General features: G+C 52.3%; 12 protein-coding genes, 2 tRNA genes and 3 rRNA genes. 12 read left to right on the top strand and 5 right to left on the bottom strand.

Annotation, left to right across the window (positions count from 1 at the left end):
* The first annotated feature begins 10 nt into the window (after window positions 1-10).
* The 11 genes from HQ393_RS10705 to HQ393_RS10655 all read left to right on the top strand — a co-directional run bounded on the left by HQ393_RS10705 (window position 11) and on the right by HQ393_RS10655 (window position 14,894).
* Window positions 11-670, top strand: coding sequence for a hypothetical protein (locus tag HQ393_RS10705; RefSeq protein ID WP_179355178.1), 660 nt, complete (start codon window positions 11-13; stop codon window positions 668-670).
* Window positions 670-3,507 (top strand): ATP-binding protein, encoded by a 2,838-nt coding sequence (locus HQ393_RS10700; RefSeq protein ID WP_179355177.1) that lies wholly within the window; start codon window positions 670-672, stop codon window positions 3,505-3,507. Before HQ393_RS10705 ends, HQ393_RS10700 begins: the two co-directional genes overlap by 1 nt.
* Window positions 3,508-3,526: 19 nt before the next feature.
* On the top strand, window positions 3,527-4,687 hold the full coding sequence (locus tag HQ393_RS10695; RefSeq protein WP_179355176.1) for a THUMP domain-containing class I SAM-dependent RNA methyltransferase: 1,161 nt from the start codon (window positions 3,527-3,529) through the stop codon (window positions 4,685-4,687).
* Window positions 4,688-5,190: 503 nt separating this feature from the next.
* A 16S ribosomal RNA gene (locus HQ393_RS10690) occupies window positions 5,191-6,724 on the top strand.
* Window positions 6,725-6,918: 194 nt separating this feature from the next.
* Window positions 6,919-6,995: transfer RNA gene (locus HQ393_RS10685), tRNA-Ile, on the top strand.
* Between the two features lie 38 nt (window positions 6,996-7,033).
* A tRNA-Ala gene (locus tag HQ393_RS10680) sits at window positions 7,034-7,109 on the top strand.
* A 353-nt stretch (window positions 7,110-7,462) separates the two neighbouring features.
* Window positions 7,463-10,349, top strand: a 23S ribosomal RNA gene (locus tag HQ393_RS10675).
* 155 nt (window positions 10,350-10,504) lie between these two features.
* Window positions 10,505-10,618 (top strand): 5S ribosomal RNA (rrf, locus tag HQ393_RS10670).
* The 16S, 23S and 5S rRNA genes sit together here with 2 tRNA genes alongside, the layout of an rRNA operon.
* Before the next feature lie 191 nt (window positions 10,619-10,809).
* Complete coding sequence (locus HQ393_RS10665; protein ID WP_179355175.1) at window positions 10,810-11,190, top strand: DUF2946 family protein; 381 nt, start codon at window positions 10,810-10,812, stop codon at window positions 11,188-11,190.
* 117 nt (window positions 11,191-11,307) lie between these two features.
* The gene (locus HQ393_RS10660) at window positions 11,308-13,410 is read left to right on the top strand and encodes a TonB-dependent receptor (RefSeq protein ID WP_179355174.1); all 2,103 of its coding nucleotides are present in this window, start codon (window positions 11,308-11,310) and stop codon (window positions 13,408-13,410) included.
* Entirely contained in the window at window positions 13,407-14,894 is a 1,488-nt protein-coding gene (locus HQ393_RS10655; RefSeq protein ID WP_179355173.1) for a hypothetical protein, read from the top strand. Before HQ393_RS10660 ends, HQ393_RS10655 begins: the two co-directional genes overlap by 4 nt.
* A 354-nt stretch (window positions 14,895-15,248) precedes the next feature.
* Here HQ393_RS10655 and HQ393_RS10650 read toward each other — a convergent pair whose 3' ends face one another.
* The gene (locus tag HQ393_RS10650; protein ID WP_179355172.1) at window positions 15,249-15,611 is read right to left on the bottom strand and encodes a response regulator; all 363 of its coding nucleotides are present in this window, start codon (window positions 15,609-15,611) and stop codon (window positions 15,249-15,251) included.
* Between the two features lie 111 nt (window positions 15,612-15,722).
* Between HQ393_RS10650 and HQ393_RS10645 the strand changes: the two genes are divergently transcribed.
* Window positions 15,723-16,442: an energy transducer TonB gene (locus HQ393_RS10645; RefSeq protein WP_179355171.1), complete on the top strand. Its 720-nt coding sequence runs from the start codon at window positions 15,723-15,725 to the stop codon at window positions 16,440-16,442.
* Window positions 16,443-16,469: 27 nt separating this feature from the next.
* Here the strand turns inward: HQ393_RS10645 and HQ393_RS10640 are convergent, their stop codons facing one another.
* From HQ393_RS10640 to HQ393_RS10625, 4 genes are all read right to left on the bottom strand, one after another.
* Window positions 16,470-18,905 (bottom strand): sensor histidine kinase, encoded by a 2,436-nt coding sequence (locus HQ393_RS10640; RefSeq protein WP_179355170.1) that lies wholly within the window; start codon window positions 18,903-18,905, stop codon window positions 16,470-16,472.
* An 83-nt stretch (window positions 18,906-18,988) separates the two neighbouring features.
* Window positions 18,989-20,131 carry an ABC transporter ATP-binding protein gene (locus tag HQ393_RS10635; protein ID WP_179355169.1) on the bottom strand — a complete coding sequence of 381 codons (1,143 nt, stop codon included), beginning with the start codon at window positions 20,129-20,131 and terminating at the stop codon, window positions 18,989-18,991.
* Between the two features lie 351 nt (window positions 20,132-20,482).
* Complete coding sequence (locus HQ393_RS10630) at window positions 20,483-21,334, bottom strand: carbohydrate ABC transporter permease (RefSeq protein WP_179355168.1); 852 nt, start codon at window positions 21,332-21,334, stop codon at window positions 20,483-20,485.
* A gap of 10 nt (window positions 21,335-21,344) precedes the next feature.
* On the bottom strand, window positions 21,345-22,256 hold the full coding sequence (locus tag HQ393_RS10625; protein ID WP_179355167.1) for a carbohydrate ABC transporter permease: 912 nt from the start codon (window positions 22,254-22,256) through the stop codon (window positions 21,345-21,347).
* Window positions 22,257-22,376: the final 120 nt, after the last annotated feature.

The raw sequence follows: 22,376 nt of genomic DNA, 5'->3' as shown, positions 1-22,376 counted from the left end.
CTGATAGAAAATGGATCAAGCCCTGAATATTTTGGTTGCGCGTCTGCTGGCGCAACGTTTTGTGTTACGCAAAGACCCACTCGCGCGCCGCGCCTTGATTGACGAAGCATTTCGCGAGTCGCTTGAGCATCGCTTGGCCGAATGTGGTTTGCAACTGCTGGAAAACCCCTACGCCGAACACATTGCCGTGGCGCTGCAGCCGCATATGGAAGAATGGGTGTTTGGCGAGGGCGAAAATTGGCTGTCGAACAATATGGGCTTGCCGCGCGATGGTATCGCCTTGTTGGTCGTCGTGTGGGCGCTGATTATTTTGCCTAAACGCGAACGCCAGATTGCGCGTGTTGAAGCGGGCAATGAAGAGCAGGGCGATTTGTTTGGTGCGGAAAAACCCATCGAGCACGGAGAAGGTGTGGCTTTGGGGGTGTCGGAAGACGCACTGTACGCTGATTTTGGCAAAGTGCTCGGCGGTAAAATGCGTTTTACGACCAATCTGGGGCAGCTGTCTAAGCTCGGTTTTGTCGTACGCCGCAATCGGATGATTTATGAAGGCCCAATGCTCGATTTGATGATTGATTATGCCAAGCTCGCGCCGCGCATTATCAATGGTGCGCTGGCGGATATTTTGAAATTGACCGATACCAAAATCGCGGCTGATGCGGAGGTGAACTAATGTTCCAGATTAAAACTTTGGAAATGGTGCACTGGGATTTCTGGCAACGGATTTCAGTTCCGCTCGATGCGCAGATTGTGACCGTAGTGGGGCCAAATGGCTCTGGTAAAACGACTTTGCTCGATGCTTTGCGTACGATGCTGGCGCTCAAATGTTCGGGTCGTCGCGATTACAAGCGCTATGTGCGCAATAACAAAGAAAACATCGCTTGGTTGCGCGCCGTGGTGAGTAATCCACGCCGTAGTGGTGGTGGTTTTTTTCCATATCTATTTTTCCCGCTTGCCTCTGAGACGGTTACGCTGTTTTGCCGGATAAAAAAGCAGGGTGGTGACTGGGTGCGTCAGTACGCGATTGCCGAAGGCGATGCGCAGCTCGATGGTCAAACTGAGACGACTTTGCAATGGCTCGGAGTGGGCGATTATCGTCGTCGCCTTGAACAAGCCGGTTTGACGCCAGCAATTGCCGAGGTATTGGCCTTGGAGCAAGGTGATACCGACAAGCTATGCGAATACTCCCCCAAGGCATTGCTCGATCTGGTGTTTCAGGTCTTTGGCGATAAGGAAGTGCTCGACCATTACCAAGAAGCCAAAGTGCGTTTGCGCGAGGCCGAAGGCGAGCTCGACAAAATGCAGCAGCAATTGTCGCAATTGGGTTTGGATGTCGAGCGTTTCCGCCTGCGCGCCAGCTCCTATTTGGAATGGTGCTCGCTCGGCACGGATACGGTTCGCCTCGAAAATGAAGTGATTCCCGCGCTGCAAGTGGCCGAGGCGCAAGACACGCTGCGCAATTACATTGGCCAATTTAAGCAAAACCGTCGTAATCTCTGGCATAAACGCAGTGATTTGATTCAGCTCGATAAGCGTTTAGCGGTGGCGCAACTGGCGGCGAATCAAACACTCAATGGCGAGCAACAAAGCAAAGCCGATTACGATGCGATGTTTGCCAAGTTTCAGGAAGTGCGCGACGCCGCCCGTGATACTGAGCGTGTGATCCGCGAAGGCGAAAAGCTGCGTGAACTTGCCGAGCGCGAGCACGGCGCTGACGCGATTGGCCTGAACGATAAACTGGCTGATCTGAAAGTACTCGAAACCGAGAAAAAACTCGCGCTGAAAAATGCGCGCGACGAGCGCCAGCAATTGTCCGAGGCGCAATTTGCGCTACAAGCCGGTAAAGCGCCGTCGCCAGAATTTGTGCGCCAGATGCGCGCCGCGCTCGATGAGGCGGGTATTCCGCATCAACTGCTAACCGAAATTTGCGAAGTGAAAGATCCGGCGTGGCAGGATGCGGTCGAGGCTTTGCTCGCACCGTCGCGTCATTTGATTTTGCTGCAACGTGAAGCGGATAAACAACGTGCTTGGGAAGTGGGCGAGCGTTTGCGTTATCGCCACTTTATTGTGTCTGAACGCGAGCCAGCGCCACGCGCCAATTTGGGCTCGATTCTGGAAATCATCGATTTCAAAGCGCCGGTACCAGCATGGTTGAGTCGTCAGCTTAATGGTATTCAGCGCGTGAAATCGGTCGAAGCTGGCAGCCGTATCAGTAGTGACTGGATTACCAAAGAGGGGTATTACCGTGAACGCCGCGGTGCGCGTTTCATTGGGGTCGATACCCGTGAATATGCCTTTGGTGAGGCTGCGCGTCATTCGCGTCTGAATGATATTGCGGTGCGCTTGAAAGCCTTGAATGATCAGATTTTGGATCAGGAAACCGATTTCGCCAGCGTACAGCGCGATATTCAATCGATTACCGTGCAGTTGATGGGCATGCAGGCGGTGCTGCAACTGGCCTCGCGTCAGGCTGAATTTGTCGCTGCAGCCGAACGCTTCCCGGCTGAGCAAGCCGAAGTGCAACGTTTGGGCGCTGAATTGGCCGCTGCGCAAGCCTCGCTGGAAGGTTCGCGCGAAAGTCGTGCCGATTTACGCCTTGCTGCGCAAAAAATCGAAATCGAACGCGATCAATTCCGTCGTGCGGTGGACGAGTTGCAGGCGCAAATTACGCGTCAACGCAATGAAATTAGCCGCCAACTCGGTGCGATACGCGTGCTGAAAGACAAAGCATTGCCGGCGTGGTTGTTGCCGAATGTATTGGTGCAACTCAAAGAGGAATATCGTAGCGTCACCGAAGTGCGTCACATCATCGAGCGCCAGCAAGAGCAATTAACGCAAGCCCATTGGGAGAAAGACGAAACCATCATCCAGCGTCGCGATAAATTGGTCGCTGATTACGAAGCGCTGGAAGACGAATCACAAGGTCACCGCCAAGAAGTCGAGCGTACTGGCCAGCTGACCGAAGAAGCACGTGCCGCCTACATCAATAAGCTGCGCGCTACCGTTCGTGCTTATGGCCGCAATATCAAAGGCCTCGGCGATTTGGCGGGGATCGACGTTGAGCTCGATATGCCGCATCTGGAAAACGATGACGTCGTATTGGCCCAAGCCGGTCTGACTGCGCGTTTCAATTTCGACCAGAAAGGCATGATGGGCTTGAATGATGGCGAGGCTTCGGGTGGTCAGCAGGTGATGAAGTCGCTGATCTTGCTGATCGGTTTGATGATGGACGATAGCAATCCATCGGGCTTTGTATTCATCGATGAGCCATTTGCCCATTTGGATATTTTCAATATTGATCGTGTTGGCGCTTTCCTGAAGGCGACGCAGGCGCAATATTTAATTACGACGCCATTAACGCACAACACCAATGTTTATGGGCCTTCCGAGCTGACGCTGACGACACGTAAAAAACGTCCGGGCGAAACTTGGGCGCCATTGATCATGCAAACCCGTCGCCGTACCGAGCAAAAGCAGCTTGATGCGGGTAAAGTGATCGAAACCGTTTAGATTTTAAAAGAAGAAGCCTGTGCTCCAAATATTTGAATTTTTCGCCCCATGTCCGCGTGGCTTAGAGCCGATTCTGGAACAAGAATTGTTGGCGCAGGGCGCTAAGAAGGTCAAAGTCACCGACGGTGGCGTGGCCTTCGCAGGGCCGTGGACGGTGATGTATAAGGCGAATCTGTATTCGCGCGTAGCGAGCCGTATTTTGTGGAAGCTGGTTGAAAAACCATATCGCACGGAAGACGATATTTTCCGCATGGCGCGCGATACCGAATGGGCTGATATTTTCGCAGTTGAAAATACGATTAAAGTGACGGTAACGGCGGTGCGCTCACCGTTGCGTAGTCTTGACTTCATTGCGTTGAAGGTGAAAGACGGCGTTTGCGATCGTTTTCGCTTGAAGTGCGGCAATCGCCCTAGTGTCGACACCAAAGAGCCGGATATGCGGATTCATCTGTATTTATCCGACAAAATGGCAACGCTGTATCTCGACACCTCGGGCGAGGCTCTGTTTAAGCGCGGCTATCGTGTTGAAACGGGCGATGCACCAGTGCGTGAAAATCTGGCTGCAGGGATTTTGTCGCTCAGCGGCTGGACGCCAGAGCAGGCTTTTTACGATCCAATGTGTGGTTCGGGCACTTTCTTGATTGAAGCGGCGATGATCGCGCGCAATATCGCACCAGGCATTCGCCGTTCGTTCGCGTTCCAACAAATGCGGATGTTTGACGATAATTTCTGGCAAGCAGTCCGCACTGAAGCCAAGGCAAAAGAGCTGAGTAGCAATAATCTGATTTCAGGCTCGGATGTATCAAGTACGGTATTGATTCATGCAAAAGCCAATATCGCGGCGGCAGGTTTGGAGGGCGCGATTCAATTGAAACAATTGAATGTGCTCGATGCTAAACCCCCTGCGGAGTCGGGCGTTTGGGTGTGCAATCCACCATATGGCGCTCGGATGGATGAAAAAGAACATTTGGCTACCTTATATCCACAATGGGCGACTGTATTAAAGCAACGCTTCGCAGGTTGGAATGCCTACTTCCTCACTGCTGATCTGGATATGCCCAAACATATGCGGCTAAAAGCATCGAAGCGCACGGTCCTGTTTAATGGCCCGCTCGAATGTCGTTTGTTTGAGTACAAGATGATTGCTGGTGGAAATCGAGAGAAGGCAGCTAAAGACTAATTAAGCTCAGTTTGAATGTAATTAAGTAAAAACACAGCCCGCGCCAGCGGGCTGTGTGCTTTTCGGGGTGTTGATTTCGCTGTTTTCATGTTTTTTGTGCTTTTTCTACTGCGCCTTTGCTTCTTTTTCACTCTTTTCGGCTGAATTCGCTGGTGCTGCGAACGTGCTTTTTGCGTTTGCGGCAAAAATGTTTCAAATCTCGTTCCTATTCAGATCAACCACTTAGCGCCTTTCTTCGCTTTTCTTTATCGATGGGTGTTGACGGGTTTCGAGTCGGTGGGTATAGTTCGGCCTCTCTGCTGATGACGCAACGAAACGAAGCGATCCCAGCAACGATCTTTAACAATATACAGCCGATGAGTGTGAGTGCTTGATTCGTAAGTCGAAACAAGTGCTTGCACTCAATTGAAAAAGTAATATTTGTAGTCTGAACTTCGGTTCAAACTCGGATGTTCTTTTGAGTATTGAAGTACAAGCCAAGTAGTAAAAATAGCATAGCGATTAAACGAAAGAGTTTGATCCTGGCTCAGATTGAACGCTGGCGGCATGCTTTACACATGCAAGTCGAACGGCAGCACGGACTTCGGTCTGGTGGCGAGTGGCGAACGGGTGAGTAATACATCGGAACGTACCCAGTAATGGGGGATAACTATCCGAAAGGATAGCTAATACCGCATACGCCCTACGGGGGAAAGAGGGGGATCGCAAGACCTCTTGTTATTGGAGCGGCCGATGGCTGATTAGCTAGTTGGTGAGGTAAAGGCTCACCAAGGCGACGATCAGTAGCGGGTCTTAGAGGACGATCCGCCACACTGGAACTGAGACACGGTCCAGACTCCTACGGGAGGCAGCAGTGGGGAATCTTGGACAATGGGCGCAAGCCTGATCCAGCAATGCCGCGTGCGTGAAGAAGGCCTTCGGGTTGTAAAGCGCTTTTGTCTGGGAGCAAATCCTTGTGGCTAATACCCACCGGGGATGAGAGTACCAGAAGAATAAGGACCGGCTAACTACGTGCCAGCAGCCGCGGTAATACGTAGGGTCCAAGCGTTAATCGGAATTACTGGGCGTAAAGCGTGCGCAGGTGGTTTGTTAAGCACGATGTGAAATCCCCGAGCTCAACTTGGGAATTGCATTGTGAACTGGCTAACTAGAGTACGGCAGAGGGGGGTGGAATTCCACGTGTAGCAGTGAAATGCGTAGAGATGTGGAGGAACACCGATGGCGAAGGCAACCCCCTGGGCTGATACTGACACTCATGCACGAAAGCGTGGGGAGCAAACAGGATTAGATACCCTGGTAGTCCACGCCCTAAACGATGTCAACTAGTTGTTGGGCTTTTCGGAGCTTAGTAACGCAGCTAACGCGTGAAGTTGACCGCCTGGGGAGTACGGTCGCAAGACTAAAACTCAAAGGAATTGACGGGGGCCCGCACAAGCGGTGGATGATGTGGATTAATTCGATGCAACGCGAAAAACCTTACCTGGTCTTGACATGTACGGAATCCTTTAGAGATAGAGGAGTGCCTTCGGGAACCGTAACACAGGTGCTGCATGGCTGTCGTCAGCTCGTGTCGTGAGATGTTGGGTTAAGTCCCGCAACGAGCGCAACCCTTGCCATTAGTTGCTACCATTCAGTTGAGCACTTTAATGGGACTGCCGGTGACAAACCGGAGGAAGGTGGGGATGACGTCAAGTCCTCATGGCCCTTATGACCAGGGCTTCACACGTCATACAATGGTCGGTACAGAGGGTCGCTAACCCGCGAGGGGGTGCCAATCTCACAAAACCGATCGTAGTCCGGATTGCACTCTGCAACTCGAGTGCATGAAGTCGGAATCGCTAGTAATCGCGGATCAGCATGTCGCGGTGAATACGTTCCCGGGCCTTGTACACACCGCCCGTCACACCATGGGAGTGGGTTTCACCAGAAGTAGGTAGGCTAACCGCAAGGAGGCCGCTTACCACGGTGGGATTCATGACTGGGGTGAAGTCGTAACAAGGTAGCCGTAGGGGAACCTGCGGCTGGATCACCTCCTTTCAAGAGAAAGACCTGCGGGTCAAGTACTCACACTCATCGGCTGTAGAATTTGAAGATACAGAGAAAGTAACTGCGAGATGAAGCAATTGATCTCAGGGTTACGGACTTGGTTGGAAGCTGGGTCAGTCGCTCTGGCGGCGTAGATTATCTAAGGTAATCTCGAAGTTAGGGTTGATCTAGTGAAGACAAAAGCTGGGTCAGTAGCTCAGTCGGTTAGAGCACCGTCTTGATAAGGCGGGGGTCGCTGGTTCGATTCCAGCTTGACCCACCACTTACCTGTAAGTGGAAACAGCTTAGTAATGCCAGATTGGGGGATTAGCTCAGTTGGGAGAGCACCTGCTTTGCAAGCAGGGGGTCGTCGGTTCGATCCCGTCATCCTCCACCACGCCTTGCGGCGAGCACTGTGAAAGCAGTGGCGCAGCAAAAAAGTCACTGTCAAGAATTTAGAATTCAGTCAATAGACGGATCGGTAGTTTGGGTTCGGGTTGTTGATTTTGTTCTGGTTTCTTAAATCGGAATGTCGAAAGACATCTGTATCGTTCTTTAACAAAATAGAAGAAGTAATATCTCCTAATTAAACAATGTGAAAACAGGGTGACTTGTTTTTACAGTAATAAATTGGGTTGATTGTATCTGCTGATGTAAAAGTCAGCCGTTGAATAGCGTGAGAAACTATTCAACAAGTCGTAAATACGAAACTCTGACCAAGAGTACGGTAAAACGTGTTTGAGGTTATAGGATCAAGCGAATAAGTGCATCTGGTGGATGCCTTGGCGATGATAGGCGACGAAGGACGTGATAGCCTGCGATAAGCGTGGGGGAGCTGGCAAAGTGCTTTGATCCCACGATTTCCGAATGGGGAAACCCGGCCCTTTTGGGTCATCCTTGACTGAATACATAGGTCATGTGAAGCGAACGCGGTGAACTGAAACATCTAAGTAACCGCAGGAAAAGAAATCAACCGAGATTCCCAAAGTAGTGGCGAGCGAAATGGGAAGAGCCTGTACGTGATAGCAGTCGTGTTAATAGAACGGAATGGAAAGTCCGGCCATAGTGGGTGATAGCCCCGTATATGAAAACACAATTGTGGTACTAAGCGTACGACAAGTAGGGCGGGACACGAGAAATCCTGTTTGAAGATGGGGGGACCATCCTCCAAGGCTAAATACTCATCATCGACCGATAGTGAACCAGTACCGTGAGGGAAAGGCGAAAAGAACCCCGGGAGGGGAGTGAAATAGAACCTGAAACCGGATGCATACAAACAGTGGGAGCGGACTTGTTCCGTGACTGCGTACCTTTTGTATAATGGGTCAGCGACTTACGTTCAGTAGCAAGCTTAACCAAATAGGGGAGGCGTAGGGAAACCGAGTCCGAATAGGGCGCATAGTTGCTGGGCGTAGACCCGAAACCAAGTGATCTATCCATGGCCAGGATGAAGGTGCGGTAACACGCACTGGAGGTCCGAACCCACTAACGTTGCAAAGTTAGGGGATGAGCTGTGGATAGGGGTGAAAGGCTAAACAAACTTGGAAATAGCTGGTTCTCCTCGAAAACTATTTAGGTAGTGCCTCATGTATCACTGACGGGGGTAAAGCACTGTTATGGCTAGGGGGTCATCGCGACTTACCAAACCATGGCAAACTCTGAATACCGTCAAGTGCGAGCATGGGAGACAGTCCTGGGGTGCTAACGTCCTGGGACAAGAGGGAAACAACCCAGACCGCCGTCTAAGGTCCCAAATGATCAATTAAGTGGAAAACGAGGTGGGAAGGCATAGACAGCCAGGATGTTGGCTTAGAAGCAGCCATCATTTAAAGAAAGCGTAATAGCTCACTGGTCGAGTCGTCCTGCGCGGAAGATGTAACGGGGCTCAAATTGATAACCGAAGACGCGGATATGTACGATGTACATATGGTAGAGGAGCGTTCTGTAAGCCTGTGAAGGTGTCTTGAGAAGGATGCTGGAGGTATCAGAAGTGCGAATGCTGACATGAGTAGCGATAAAGGGGGTGAAAAGCCCCCTCACCGAAAACCCAAGGTTTCCTGCGCAACGTTCATCGGCGCAGGGTGAGTCGGCCCCTAAGGCGAGGCAGAAATGCGTAGTCGATGGGAAACAGGTTAATATTCCTGTACTTGGTATAAGTGCGATGTGGGGACGGAGAAGGTTACCTCAGCCAACGGTTGGAAGAGTTGGTTTAAGCGTGTAGGTGTGTGGCTTAGGCAAATCCGGGCTGCTTTAACACTGAGGCGTGATGACGAGTCTACTTGTAGACGAAGTGAGCGATACCCTGCTTCCAAGAAAAGCCACTAAGCTTCAGCTTATATTGAACCGTACCGCAAACCGACACAGGTGGGTAGGAAGAGTATTCTAAGGTGCTTGAGAGAACTCGGGAGAAGGAACTCGGCAAATTGACACCGTAACTTCGGGAGAAGGTGTGCCTCTAGTAGGTGAAGGTGTACAACCGGAGCCCAATGAGGCCGCAGAGAAATGAGGGCTGCGACTGTTTATCAAAAACACAGCACTGTGCTAACACGAAAGTGGATGTATACGGTGTGACGCCTGCCCGGTGCTGGAAGATTAAATGATGGGGTGCAAGCTCTTGATTGAAGTCCCAGTAAACGGCGGCCGTAACTATAACGGTCCTAAGGTAGCGAAATTCCTTGTCGGGTAAGTTCCGACCCGCACGAATGGCGTAACGATGGCCCTACTGTCTCCTCCCGAGACTCAGCGAAGTTGAAGTGTTTGTGAAGATGCAATCTCCCCGCTGCTAGACGGAAAGACCCCGTGAACCTTTACTGTAGCTTTGCATTGGACTTTGAAGTGGTTTGTGTAGGATAGGTGGGAGGCTTTGAAGCTGGAACGCTAGTTTCAGTGGAGCCGTCCTTGAAATACCACCCTGACCCCTTTGAGGTTCTAACCTTGGTCCGTTATCCGGATCGGGGACCGTGCATGGTAGGCAGTTTGACTGGGGCGGTCTCCTCCCAAATTGTAACGGAGGAGCTCGAAGGTCGCCTAGGTACGGTCGGACATCGTACTGATAGTGTAATGGCAAAAGGCGGCTTAACTGCGAGACCGACAAGTCGAGCAGGTGCGAAAGCAGGACATAGTGATCCGGTGGTTCTGAATGGAAGGGCCATCGCTCAACGGATAAAAGGTACTCCGGGGATAACAGGCTGATTCCGCCCAAGAGTTCACATCGACGGCGGAGTTTGGCACCTCGATGTCGGCTCATCACATCCTGGGGCTGTAGCCGGTCCCAAGGGTATGGCTGTTCGCCATTTAAAGTGGTACGTGAGCTGGGTTCAAAACGTCGTGAGACAGTTTGGTCCCTATCTGCAGTGGGCGTTGGAAGTTTGAGGGGGGCTGCTCCTAGTACGAGAGGACCGGAGTGGACTGACCTCTGGTGTACCGGTTGTCACGCCAGTGGCATTGCCGGGTAGCTAAGTCGGGAATAGATAAGCGCTGAAAGCATCTAAGCGCGAAACTAGCCTCAAGATGAGACTTCCCTAGGTCTTTAAGACCTCTAAAGGATCGTTCGAGACCAGGACGTTGATAGGTCGGGTGTGGAAGCGCAGTAATGCGTTAAGCTAACCGATACTAATTGCCCGTGAGGCTTGATCCTATAACCTGAGACGCGTTAAGCGGCTGATGGTATAATCGACCCAATACAAGTTAAGAGATATGAGATCAGTTGATGAGTGTAGCGAGTCAACTGATTGTTAAGACTTCTTCTATTTCGAGTGATTGTTTGAAAGAACAGTGACTCACCCAGTTTTGTCTGGTGACCATAGCGAGGTGGTCCCACTCCTTCCCATCCCGAACAGGACAGTGAAACGCCTCAGCGCCGATGATAGTGCGGATAGCCCGTGTGAAAGTAGGTCATTGCCAGACTCCCCTAAAGAAAGCCCAGCTCAATCGAGCTGGGCTTTTTGCTTTGCGCTATGCGCGCAGAAATAATATTCATGTATTGCGATTTAGCTCACAACCTATAAGGTTCTTAGGGATATACCTAGTCTGTGTCTATCATGACATTTGGGATTTTTCAGTTATAATCGGCGCCAATTTTCCTCGGTGCCTTTTGTTTGTTACGCTCCTTTTCTTTCCCCTTGCCTAAATTTGCCGTGTGGCTAGCTTTGCTGGCGATGCTCGCACAGCTATTGCTGCCATTTGTGCATGTGGCTGCGATGGATGCGGGTGTATCACTGGCTTGGTGTGGGAAAGGCAAGGCGCCATTGCAGGCTTCCCCAGCCGGTGCGCAAGACGGTAGTGACGCCAAAATCATCGTCAAGTGTTCCTTGTGTGCAGTGGCGGGTTTACAGGCCATCGCTCCGCCACCTGCACTGATCGCTTTGCCAATTGCGGCATTGCTGAGCCATGTCTTGATGCCACAGTGGCAGGAATACTTTTCTCCGCTTTCGTATGCCATTCCACCGCCACCGCGCGGGCCGCCTTTATTTTCTTGATTGCTACAGCGGTGTAATGCCGCGCTAGATTGCTCGCCACGATTGCTTTGGTGAGCCGTGTTTATGCCCGAGATATGGCGCGCGTTGCTGCGCCTGCTGGGTAGTCAAGGAAAGAAAATGGATTCAATACAAGATTGGACGTTGCGCCCGCTCGTCTGCGCGGTGCTCGCCGCAATTTCATCCCCCGTGTACGCCAACGAAGTGACTCGCCTTGAAGAGGTCGTTGTCACCGCGACACGAGAAGAGACTCCGCTTAATCAAGCGCCCATCTCTATTGGCAAGGTCAATGAGCAGCAGATTGATCAGCTCAGGCCAACCTTTATTGGCCAAGTGTTAGATCAGATTCCAGGCGTTCATATGACGAACCTGGGCAATGAACAGCACAATATGTCGATCCGACAGCCGATGTCGTATTCGGCGGTGTATCAATATTTAGAAGATGGTATCCCGATTCGTCCGGTAGGTATTTTTAATCACAATGCGCTGTATGAAATTAATTTAGCGGGTAACAATGGCATTGAAGTAGTGCGAGGGCCGGCTTCGAGCTTGTATGGCAGTAATGCCGTGGGCGGGGCGGTGAATTTCACAACGGCCGCACCGAGTTCGAATCCGTATTTCTCGACGTCAATCCAAGCGAGTGATCAAGGGTATCGACGTGTAGACCTTGCTGCATCAGATTCATGGGGTGATACGGGCTTACGTATTGCAGGCTATTACGCGGATCGCGGTGCGAGCTGGCAAGACTACAATGAAATGGACAAAGTCAGCCTGACCGCACGGCTTGACCATTGGCTTTCTGATTCAGCCTTGTGGAAAACGACGCTGACGTATTCCAAACTCAATACCGATATGCCCGGTACGCTCAATGAAACTGATTTCAATACCCGGCCCGGCTTTTCGTATCAGACCTTTACCTATCGCGATGTCGAGGCCTTGCGCGCCAGTACGGGGATAGAGGGGCAATTCAATCGCGGTGGTTTTACTAGCGCGACTGTGTATTACCGAAATAACAGCACAAACCAATTACCGAGTTATCTGATATTCAATCTCGGCCCAGATAGCGCTGCGGGGCGAACGACAGAAAACAGCTTTACCTCTTTGGGATTGAGCGCATTTCATCGCCAACAATGGGGCAATTTTAAATTGCTTGTCGGTGGTTTGCTGGAAGAGAGCCCAAATGATCAGGGTGAAACGGCGCTCTTGATCAAGCGTGACCCCAAAACGGGCAAATATCTGTCGTACAAAACGGGCGCAGTACGCCGCGATTACCATGTTGATTTGAGTAATCAGGCACTGTATGCGGATGCAAGTTACCAATTTGATCATGGTTTGGGTTTGAGCGCAGGGCTGCGTTATGACGGCGTCAAATATGACTACACCAATTACTTGAAGCCATCTTTGATTACCGGTGCGCCGTCACAAACGCAAACCTTTGCGAGTTCCTCGCCGAAAATCAATCTGACCTGGCAAGCTAGCCCTGAGTTATTTATGTATGGCGGCTATAGCCAGGGTTTTACGCCACCTGATATCAGTACGCTCTATAGCAGCGCGGTCGTACCTGATTTGAAATCGGCCACATTTGATCAGTTTGAATTCGGAACGCGCTGGCAGCCAAATCAAGATTTGAATCTGAATGCGGCGGTGTATCGGCTGAATGGTCAGGATGAATTGGTCAATTACAGCATCGAGCCGGGCAAGTCTTTCCCGCGTAACGCAGGTAAGACTTTGCATGAAGGTGTGGAATTAGGCGCAAATTGGCAGGCAACGACTGCTTGGAGTGTGCGCCTAGCCGGTCAATATGCCCGCCACTCTTATGTGCAATATCAGCCATCACCGCTGGAAAATTACGCCGGTAAAGATATTCCCGCCGCGCCCAATTGGCAGGGTACGCTGGAAATCGCTTATCAGCCGATTCAGGGGGCGAGGATTGCATTAGAAACAGCATACCTAGGGCCGTATTGGATGGATAGCCCTAATACTGTTCAATATGAGGGCTATACCCTATTTAATCTGCGAGGGGAGTATCAATACAAAGCCTGGACTTTATGGGCTCAGGTGCTCAATTTGGCGAATTCGCATTATGCCGAAATCGCTTCGTCGAGCTATAAGGGGCAAGGCTTGCACAATGGCAATACGCAAGATAGCTACAGCGTCGGCGCGCCGCGTACGTTTGTGTTCGGTATGAGCTATGCCTTTGATGGCAAAGGAGCAGCCAAATGAAGCGCGAAGATCTCAGCATTGCCGCATCGCGCCCTGTTCAACGCAATGCAAACGCAGTACTGGGCTGGCTCAATCGTTGGCATCAAAAGCTGGCGTGGGTGGCGGGGGTTGCGGTGCTTTTTTGGGGGCTCACCGGCGTATTGCATCCGATTATGTCCGCGCTGACGCCTGCGGTGCAGCCACTCCCTGCGCCGGCAGCGCTGCCCGTCGGACTCATGCCCGTACCCGTTGACACATTGGCGTTACCGCAGGCCAAGTTGCAATCAGTCCGCTTGCGGATGTTGGGTAACGTGCCGGCGTGGCGGATTGGGCTGGTTGGTGAAGCGCAAGGGCGTTGGTTTGATGCTCGTACGGGCGCTGCTTTGCCACTGGCTGATCAGCTGGAGGCCGAGCGATTGGCGCGCGCTTTAGTTGGTGATCAGCATAGTGCGCTGCGCAGGATGGAGCTGGTTACGGCATTTAGCCGCAGTTATCCGTCGATCAATAAAATCCTGCCCGTTTGGCGTGTTGAATTTGCGCGGGATGACGGCATGGTGGCGTTTGTCGACACCGAAGGCGCGCGCTTGGCGAGCTTATCTGATCGTACCAAGCGCACCTTGATGCCGCTGTTTTCCAGCTTACATACCTGGAGCTGGGCGAGCGAGCCGGTCAAATTGTTTGGGATCACGGCCCTGCTCGGCGTCGCTTTGCTGAGTATGGGCGGCGGCTTGGCGATGTATGTCATCCGCTGGCGCAAGCAAACTTTGAAAGCGAGCCAAGCCAAGCTGCGTCGTCTGCATCGCGGATTGGGGGTGACCGTTGGCGTGGCTGGCATCGTGATTACCGCATCGGGTTTGACCCATCTGTGGCTACAAAGGCCGGTACCTCAGGTCGCGGCGCCAGCGCCCTTGGCCGAGTTGCCCGCTTTGCATCATATCGGAGGGCAGTGGCGTTCACTCACTGCGGTTAATGTTGATGGTGTTGGGTATTGGCTAGTAGATAAGGCTAGGAAAGATGCTACGACGAATACCTCGGGTGGGCATCAACATCATGCCGCAACGCCAAAGTCTGCGCTGCCCGAGTATGTCAATGAGCACGGTATCGCGCAGCCGGGCGTGGCCGAAAAACACGCGGTGCAATTGGTAGGTGCCACGGCGGGCTTGGCGCTGACGGCGGAGGCGGTGAAGTCGGTGACGCTGATCACGACGTTTGGCGGCGAATATGGTTTTTTCCAAAAACGCTTGCCGGTGTACCGAGTTGATCTGGCCAATGCGGCGCAATCGAGCTGGTATGTCGAGGCTGCAACGGGGGCATTTTCAAGCCGAGTGGAAAATGCAGATCGCTTTGAAGGCTATCTCTTTGCCAATTTACACAAATGGCACTGGCTGGACGGGTTGGGTAAAACCAGTCGCGATGTGATCCTCGCCAGCTTTGCGGCCTTGAATGTGGTGCTGGCGGTGATGGGTTTGTGTTTGCTGCGGCGGCGTAAAGTGCTGCGTCCATAAAGCGTTGGGGCGTTGAATCGGGCGTGAGAGCTAGCGCTACTTCATGCCCGGTTTGCTTGGGTTCAGGCTGTCGCGGATTTGATTGCGGCCATTTTGTTTGGCAAAGAACAGCGTTAGCCCGTATCTTTGCAGTCGGCTAGTGCGTAAAGGGCAATCACATCATAGAGTCGGCGCATGACATTGCACCGGGTTTGCAGTGTGCAAACGAGATCAAAGGCGTAAAACTGAAGGGCGGGGGCTGACAGCCGCACTCCCTCATTCACATCTGGCTCATGCTTGCGCCTGCTTGAGCGACGTTGATGTTGAGCATTTCGCCGATCGCATCTTGTTGGAGCGGGGTAAAATGCAGCAAGACTAGCCTTCGGCAATCGCAAGCATATCGGCCACGGTTTGTTCGGTCACAGGTTTGCCGATGAAATGCAATTGCGCATGCTGTGCTCGTTCGCGGACACTTTGCTCAACATTGGCCGTGAGTAAGACAATTTTAGTGTCGTCTTGCAGGGCATGCAGTTGACGGGCGGCTTCAAAACCATCGATGCTGCTGGTGTTGAGATCCATTGCGGCGAGTTGAATCGATTCACGGATTGCATGGTCAATGGCTTCTTGGGTATTGCTGGCTTCGAGAAAGTGCCAGTGCGGGCGTTGTGTTGCGACAAGGGTGCGAATCATCAGGCGCGATACGCGGCTATCATCGACGATTAACATGGTGTAGGTCATGGTTTCAGCCCGTAATGAATTAATTCACTGTAGCAGGCTGTAAAAACTCTGCTGTAAGGCGGACGACTGAAATTGAATTTGATTGTAAAAATTGAGGTGCTGGATTGAGCAATGAATAGCAAGTTGCGTTGGCTGGGTATTTTGGCTTTGTCGATCGTACTGCACGTGATGGCGGTATGGTTTGGCTCCGGCTTAAGCTCGGGGAATGCGACGCCTGCGCTAGATTTGTCGGTCGTGCTCGCGCCGCCCACGGCCAATGCGCCAGTTCATCTGGCGGCGAATCCGCGCACGCAAGATCCAGCCAAAAAAGTCATGCCAGCGCAGGCCAAGCCAAAAATGCCTCCCGCACCGAAACTCGCCGATCAGAAATTAGCCCCGAATCTAAAGCAGGCCACGCCTGTGCTGGCGCATAAACAAGTCGATGCCGAACCTATTTTGTCTTTAGCTCAGCCCCAGCCAGCTCCGCTCAACAGCATTTCGAGTAAAGCATCGTCGCCAAGCACACCATCTAGCGCCAAAACTCAGGCGGCGGGCGATGAAGAGGCGGTGCAGAGTGCGAATTTTCGCGCTGCGTATTTGCATAATCCTGAAATCGAGATGCCACTGATTTCACGGCAACGTGGCGAAGCGGGGAGCGGGATTGTGCTGGTGAAAGTGAGCGCGCAAGGCAAACCGCTGAAAGCCCAGATGAGCAAAAGCACTGGTTTTGCTGCGCTTGATCGTGCCGCCTGCACGACAATTCTGGAGTCATGGACCTTCGAGCCTGCCCGGCGCGGTAAAGTGGGTATCGAGAGCGAAGTTGAAGTGCCGGTCCGTTTTCAGTACAAATAAATGTCAGCACGCCAATGTCAGCACGCCCTAGAGCATAGTCATTTCATTGATCGGTGCAATTTTGGGGATGGTAATAATAAAGCGGGTGTATTGATTGGGAACGCTTTCCAGTTTTAAATCGCCTCCCAATACGCCGTTGACGAGGTTATACACAATATACAAGCCTAGCCCGCTGCCACCTTTGCCTAATTTGGTGGTAAAAAATGGGTCGAAAACATGTTTTTGCACTTCGGCGCTCATGCCCGCCCCATTGTCCTCATAAATAATCCGAATCATTCGCTCATCGATCGCCTCGTAGCGCAGCTGCATGCGCCCCGCTTCAATATGCTCAAAAGCATGTAGCAGACTATTGAGGATTAGATTGCTCAGCACTTGCTCCAGTGGCCCCGGATAGCTGTCGAGCAATATCTTGGGCGGTATCTGGTGTTCAACGCGGTGTTGCGTTACTTTCAATTGGGGCTGCAACATCACCACGACTTCGTTGATTGTCTCTGCCAAATCAAATTCACGCCGCCGCGAGCTAGCGGTATCGACCGCGACTTGTTTAAAGTGGCCCACCAAATCGCTGGCGCGATGCAAATTGCGTTCGATTAAGCCGCTGGCCGACATCGCAATTTGAATAAAATCCAGCAACTCGGTTTTTTTCAGGCTATTGGCTTCGAGTTTATTTTGTAAATCTTGGCTATTGCCCGATAGCACGGAGGCCGACGTTAATGCAGCCCCCAATGGGGTGTTGAGCTCGTGGGCGATGCCTGCCACCAAGCTGCCCAAGGCCGCTAGTTTTTCTGATTGGACGAGCTTTTCCATCGCGACCTGCAATTCCTGATTACGCCGTGCTAATTCACGAGTGCGATGTTCGACGCGCTCTTCAAGATCGTCATTGTTTTCCTGTAGCTTGGCATTGAGCATATGGATTTCATGCTGAAATGCCCTGCGCTCATTATTGGCGATGGCGCGAGTCGTAATATCGCCAATTTGGCTGCCATGTTGCACATCATCTGGCGTCCAGTTGCGTTGCGCAAATTGTTGATCAAACATCAGCACGCCATTGATAAAGCCGCTGGAGCGGATCGGAAAAGCCATAAAAGAAACAATTTTATTGGGTTTGAGATAGTCTTCACTCAGCTCCCACGCTTGGAAATGATGAACTGCATCATGCGCAATCAGCGGGTTGGCCTGCTGTAGCCAATTGAAAAAGCCCGGATAATTTTGGCTGCTCAAGGGCGGTGGGGCGGCGATATATTCACCACTCGCAGTGTCAAATAGCTTTAAGCAGCTCAGCTTTTGCTTGCTTTCATCGAGTTGCCAAAAACTCACTCGTGAACAACTAATAATCAGGCTACCTTCGCGGGTTATCGCATTGAGCGCATCGTCGAGTCTGCCGCGTTCTATTTCAGGCTGGTTGGATAAATCAATGAGTAATTTATGCTGGCTCGGGCGCAGCCCGGTTTTTTGCTCAAGCTCTTGTTTTTGCTCTGGCGCCGCGTTAGAGAGTATTTTTTGTTGGCATTCATAGCCCGCTTTCAGCTCGGCCAAGGCCAGCGGCGCGTTGTAGACGGATTCGGCATAGCGGGCGGCGGCAAGGTAAAGGCGTGCCAATATATGCAAAAAGCCATTTTCCTGCGCAATATCTTGCCCAATATGCGCCAAATCGAGCGCTTTTTGCCATTCGCCATTTTGAGCGTGGGCGTCAGCCATAGCCCCTAAAATATTGGCCTCGCCCCAGCGATAACGCACTACGCGGGCCAACTCTAGGGCTTGTTCGAGTTGGGCGAGTGCAGCTTGAGCGGCTTGCTGATTTAAATTGATTTCGGCTAGCCGCAGTAGCGCTTCCGCTGCGTAATCATTGTAATGATGCTCAAGGCAGATATTGAGTGCTTTGGTGAGCACTTCGCGTGCGTCTGCAGCGCGCAAGCATTTGATTAAATTCACCCCCAGATTGATCAGAATTTTGGCATCCAGATAGGCGTCGTAATCTTCGTTAATCCGCTCAGCGGCGGCTTGGTGCAGGGTGACGGCTGATTGTGGATCGCCTAGGGCATCATAAATTTGCCCCAAGCCGACTTTGGCCAGCATCCAGGTTTTGGCTTCGGTATTGGCGTTTTCGGTGAGTTCGACGCAGCGCGCCCAGTATTGCAGGGCGGGGCGATAGTCGCCGCAACTGTAATAGCTACGGGCAATGGTTTCGAGCAATCGTGCTTCGTGGCTGGTATCATGAAAAGACATCGCCTGCTGGGTGGCTTCAAACAGCAGATCGCGCGCTTCGAGAATGCGCCCCTCATGATCCATGAGTTGGCCGTAAATTTCGGTCGCGATGATTTGGGCCAAGGGCTCGCGTAGCTCACGGGCACTGACAATGAGCTCTTCACACAGGGTGCGCGCTTGGGTCGGCTGCTCATGACGAATCGCTTCGATCTGAGCGAGTACAGATGCCATTGCAGCGGGAATAGGGGCGTAGTCCATGTTTTAAATGTGCCAAGCAGATATTTACAGCTTGGCACATTTTCCCCAGATAAAAAGGGCGTATTACGTCCGCCCTTGCTCAATTACGCGGCGTTGCTCGTTTGCGCGTGTTTGGCGCTTTTCATATTGCCGGGTTTCAGGCGGCGCAGTGCTTGTCCGTTCTGATCAAAGACGTGAAAGGCTTGGCTGGTGGCGCTAATTTCAATGCTGCTGCCAAGCGGCACATCGCGTTCGCCATCGCCGCGCACGACAATATCGCTGCCATCGGCCAAGGTTAGATACAGGTAGTTGGCCTCGCCCAGATGTTCAACCAGATTAACCTTGCCGCTAAACTTTTCGCTGCCGCCGTGACCTTCGAGCAAATGCTCGGCGCGGATGCCGACGGTGACATCGTCATTCACTTGGACGCTGCCGCTGTCGACGGTCGCGCGGATTTCCTGCCCACCTTTGAGCACAATATGCACGCCTTCGGCATCGATTGCGCTGACGCGGCCTTTGAGCAAATTCATTTTTGGCGAGCCGATAAAGGTCGCGACGAATAAATTGGCGGGCTGCTGGTAAAGCTCCAGCGGTGTGCCTGCTTGCTGGATATGCCCGTCGTGCATCACGACGATCTTGTCGCCCAAAGTCATCGCTTCGACTTGATCGTGCGTCACGTAGACCATCGTCGCATTCAGATCGCGGTGCAGTTTGGCGATTTCAAGGCGCGTCTGTACGCGTAAAGCGGCATCCAGATTGGACAATGGCTCGTCAAACAGGAATAACTTCGGTTCACGCACAATCGCACGGCCAATCGCCACCCGCTGACGCTGGCCACCCGACAATTCGCGCGGCAGGCGTTCGAGCAGATGGTCGATTTTCAGAATTTTGGCGGCGTTTTTGATGCGAACATCAATTTGCGCTTTGTCTTCACCAGCGATTTTCAGGCCAAAAGCCATGTTTTTATACACGCTCATATGCGGGTACAGCGCATAGCTTTGGAACACCATCGCAATGCCGCGCTCGGCTGGTGGCAAGTCATTTACGACCGCATCGCCAATAGACAGCTCGCCGCCGGTGATCGACTCCAAGCCGCACAACATGCGCAAGAGCGTCGATTTGCCGCAGCCCGATGGGCCAACCAGCACCACGAATTCGCCGTGTTTGATATCGAGATTGATGCCATCCAAAACCTTGGCTTTGCCGTCGTAGGATTTGGAAAGGTTATTGAGTTTTACCGTTGCCATGTGCGTACTCCTTTTGCGTCCTTCTGGGTATAGCCAGATAGGTCAATTTCTATTTGTTCTTGAGGGCAATACCCATATTGGTATTGCCTGCATGTCATATTTGTCTGTTCAGTGCCTTCGGCACGCTGTTTTACAGTCGCAATCCGCGACGGGGACTTACTTCTCTTGCGTAGCCAAGAGAAGTAAGCAAGAGAAGGCGACCCGGGCGAAAAGCGCTCCGCGCTGCCCTTGCTTCGTCGTGAGCCAAACGATGAAACTGTTTGTCTCCCTCCTCGCCGCGGTTTTCGCAACACGGGGTTTAAGCCCCAGCCCCAACAGCGTGCTTCGCGATAAAATGGATTAAGCCCATTTTTATTTCACCGCGCCCGAAGTCAGCCCTCGAATCAATTGCCGCGAGAAAATCGTGTACATGATCAGCACCGGAATCACCGCCAGACTTAGGCTGGCGAGAACTGAATTCCAGTCGGTGACGTATTGACCGATAAATTGCTGCACGCCCAATGTGACGGTTTGCGTTTCTTCCGATGGCGCCAAGATCAGCGGGAACCACAGATCATTCCAAACCGGAATCATCGTAAACACCGCGACGGTGGCCACTGCGGGGCGAATCAGCGGCAAGATGATTTGGAAGAAAATCTTAAATTCGCCAACGCCATCGCAGCGCGCCGCTTCTTTGAGCTCTTTCGGAATCTGCGCAATAAATTCGCTCAAAATCATGATCGCCAGCGGCAAGCCTTGCGCGGTGTAAACGAGCACCAGCGCGGTCAGCGTGTTGATCAGGTCAAGTTTAACGACGAGCTCCAGAATCGACACCGTGCCGAGGCGAATCGGCACCATAATGCCGATCGCCATATACAGCGCCAGCAGGCGATTGCCACGGAATTTGTACTCGGCCAACGCCCAAGCCGCCATCGCGCCAAACAGCAAAATCAGCGCCAGTGACACCAGTGTCACGGTGAGGCTATTGCCGAAATAAGTCAGAAAATGCGATTTGGCGATGACCTTTTCGAAGCCGCCCAGAAAGAAGGTTTCGGCATTCGGTAGCGCCAGCGGGTCGTCAAAAATCCCTGAGCGGCTTTTCAGCGCGTTAATCAAAATCAGAATAATCGGAAACAACGCAATCAGCGTGTAGCCGCCGAGCATCAAGTGCACGCCCGCGGCTGAAAGTGGTTTGGTGATTTTATGTTTTTGATGTTTTCTCATGGCGCGCTCCTTAAAGCTCGTAACGCGTTAGCTTGCGCTGAACAAAATAGAAATACGTACCGACCCCGGCGAGGATGACGAGGAACATCAGCGTTGCGACCGCCGCGCCCATGGTTGGGCTGCCGATCTGGCTTTGGTAGCCAAAGAAAGTGCGGTAAAACAGCGTGCCCAGAATATCGGTGCTGTAGTTTGGCCCCGCGATCGCGCCTTTGACCGAGTAAATCAAATCGAAGGCATTGAAGTTGCCGACGAAGGTCAGAATCGTGACTAAGCCCAAAGTAGGCAAAATCAGCGGCAGTTTGATTTCCCAGAAAATACGCCACGCCGATGCGCCTTCCACGTGCGCCGCTTCAACGATGTCTTCGGGCACGGCCAGCAGGGCGGCGTAAATCAGCATCATCGGGATACCGACAAACTGCCACACCGAAATCAGCGCCAGCGTAATCAGCGCGCTACTTTCTTGCCCTAGCCACGGTGCGAAATAATCTGCCAAGCCGATTTTTCCCATCAGGCCTTCCGACACGCCCCACAGCGGCGACAGAATCAATTGCCAGATAAAGCCGATGATCACCACAGATAGCAGCGTCGGCAGGAAAATCATCGTGCGATAGTGACGCGCCCCTTTGAGATTTTTCAGCGACAGCAAGGTGGCCAGCAGCAGCCCAATCGGGTTTTGAATCAGCAAATGGATCACGAAAAACTTGCAGTTATTCCACATTGCATTCCAGAACGAAGCCGACCAAGCCGGATCGGTCAGGATGGTGCTGTAGTTCGCCAGCCCGACAAACGAGTAATGGCCTGCATCATTGGTGGTGAAAAAACCAAGTCGCAAGGTGTCGAGTAGCGGCATCGCGCTAAACACAGAGTAAATTAGCACCGCAGGGGCTAAGAAGACGGCGATATGCCAAGGCATGCGTTTCATCGCAGGCGCTCCCAAGTAAAACAAATCCAGTGCTTGGCGCGCACGCCAACCACTTGCGGGTGGGCAAGCTCTGGATTTCAGGCATCGGCCGACGGCAAGCCGTCAGCGATAAGTGTAAAA

The organism is Chitinibacter bivalviorum, from assembly GCF_013403565.1.
GTDB classification, from domain to species: domain Bacteria; phylum Pseudomonadota; class Gammaproteobacteria; order Burkholderiales; family Chitinibacteraceae; genus Chitinibacter; species Chitinibacter bivalviorum.
Note: the sequence above shows the minus strand (reverse complement) of the source record. Positions and strands in the feature narration are given on the sequence as shown.

Bases quoted from the DNA above. Each gene is read 5' to 3' on its own strand.
- HQ393_RS10705 (WP_179355178.1), top strand. From the start codon at position 11: ATGGATCAAGCCCTGAATATTTTGGTTGCGCGTCTGCTGGCGCAACGT.
- HQ393_RS10700 (WP_179355177.1), top strand. From the start codon at position 670: ATGTTCCAGATTAAAACTTTGGAAATGGTGCACTGGGATTTCTGGCAA.
- HQ393_RS10660 (WP_179355174.1), top strand. From the start codon at position 11,308: ATGGATTCAATACAAGATTGGACGTTGCGCCCGCTCGTCTGCGCGGTG.
- HQ393_RS10655 (WP_179355173.1), top strand. From the start codon at position 13,407: ATGAAGCGCGAAGATCTCAGCATTGCCGCATCGCGCCCTGTTCAACGC.
- HQ393_RS10650 (WP_179355172.1), bottom strand. From the start codon at position 15,611: ATGACCTACACCATGTTAATCGTCGATGATAGCCGCGTATCGCGCCTG.
- HQ393_RS10645 (WP_179355171.1), top strand. From the start codon at position 15,723: ATGAATAGCAAGTTGCGTTGGCTGGGTATTTTGGCTTTGTCGATCGTA.
- HQ393_RS10640 (WP_179355170.1), bottom strand. From the start codon at position 18,905: ATGGACTACGCCCCTATTCCCGCTGCAATGGCATCTGTACTCGCTCAG.
- HQ393_RS10635 (WP_179355169.1), bottom strand. From the start codon at position 20,131: ATGGCAACGGTAAAACTCAATAACCTTTCCAAATCCTACGACGGCAAA.
- HQ393_RS10630 (WP_179355168.1), bottom strand. From the start codon at position 21,334: ATGAGAAAACATCAAAAACATAAAATCACCAAACCACTTTCAGCCGCG.
- HQ393_RS10625 (WP_179355167.1), bottom strand. From the start codon at position 22,256: ATGAAACGCATGCCTTGGCATATCGCCGTCTTCTTAGCCCCTGCGGTG.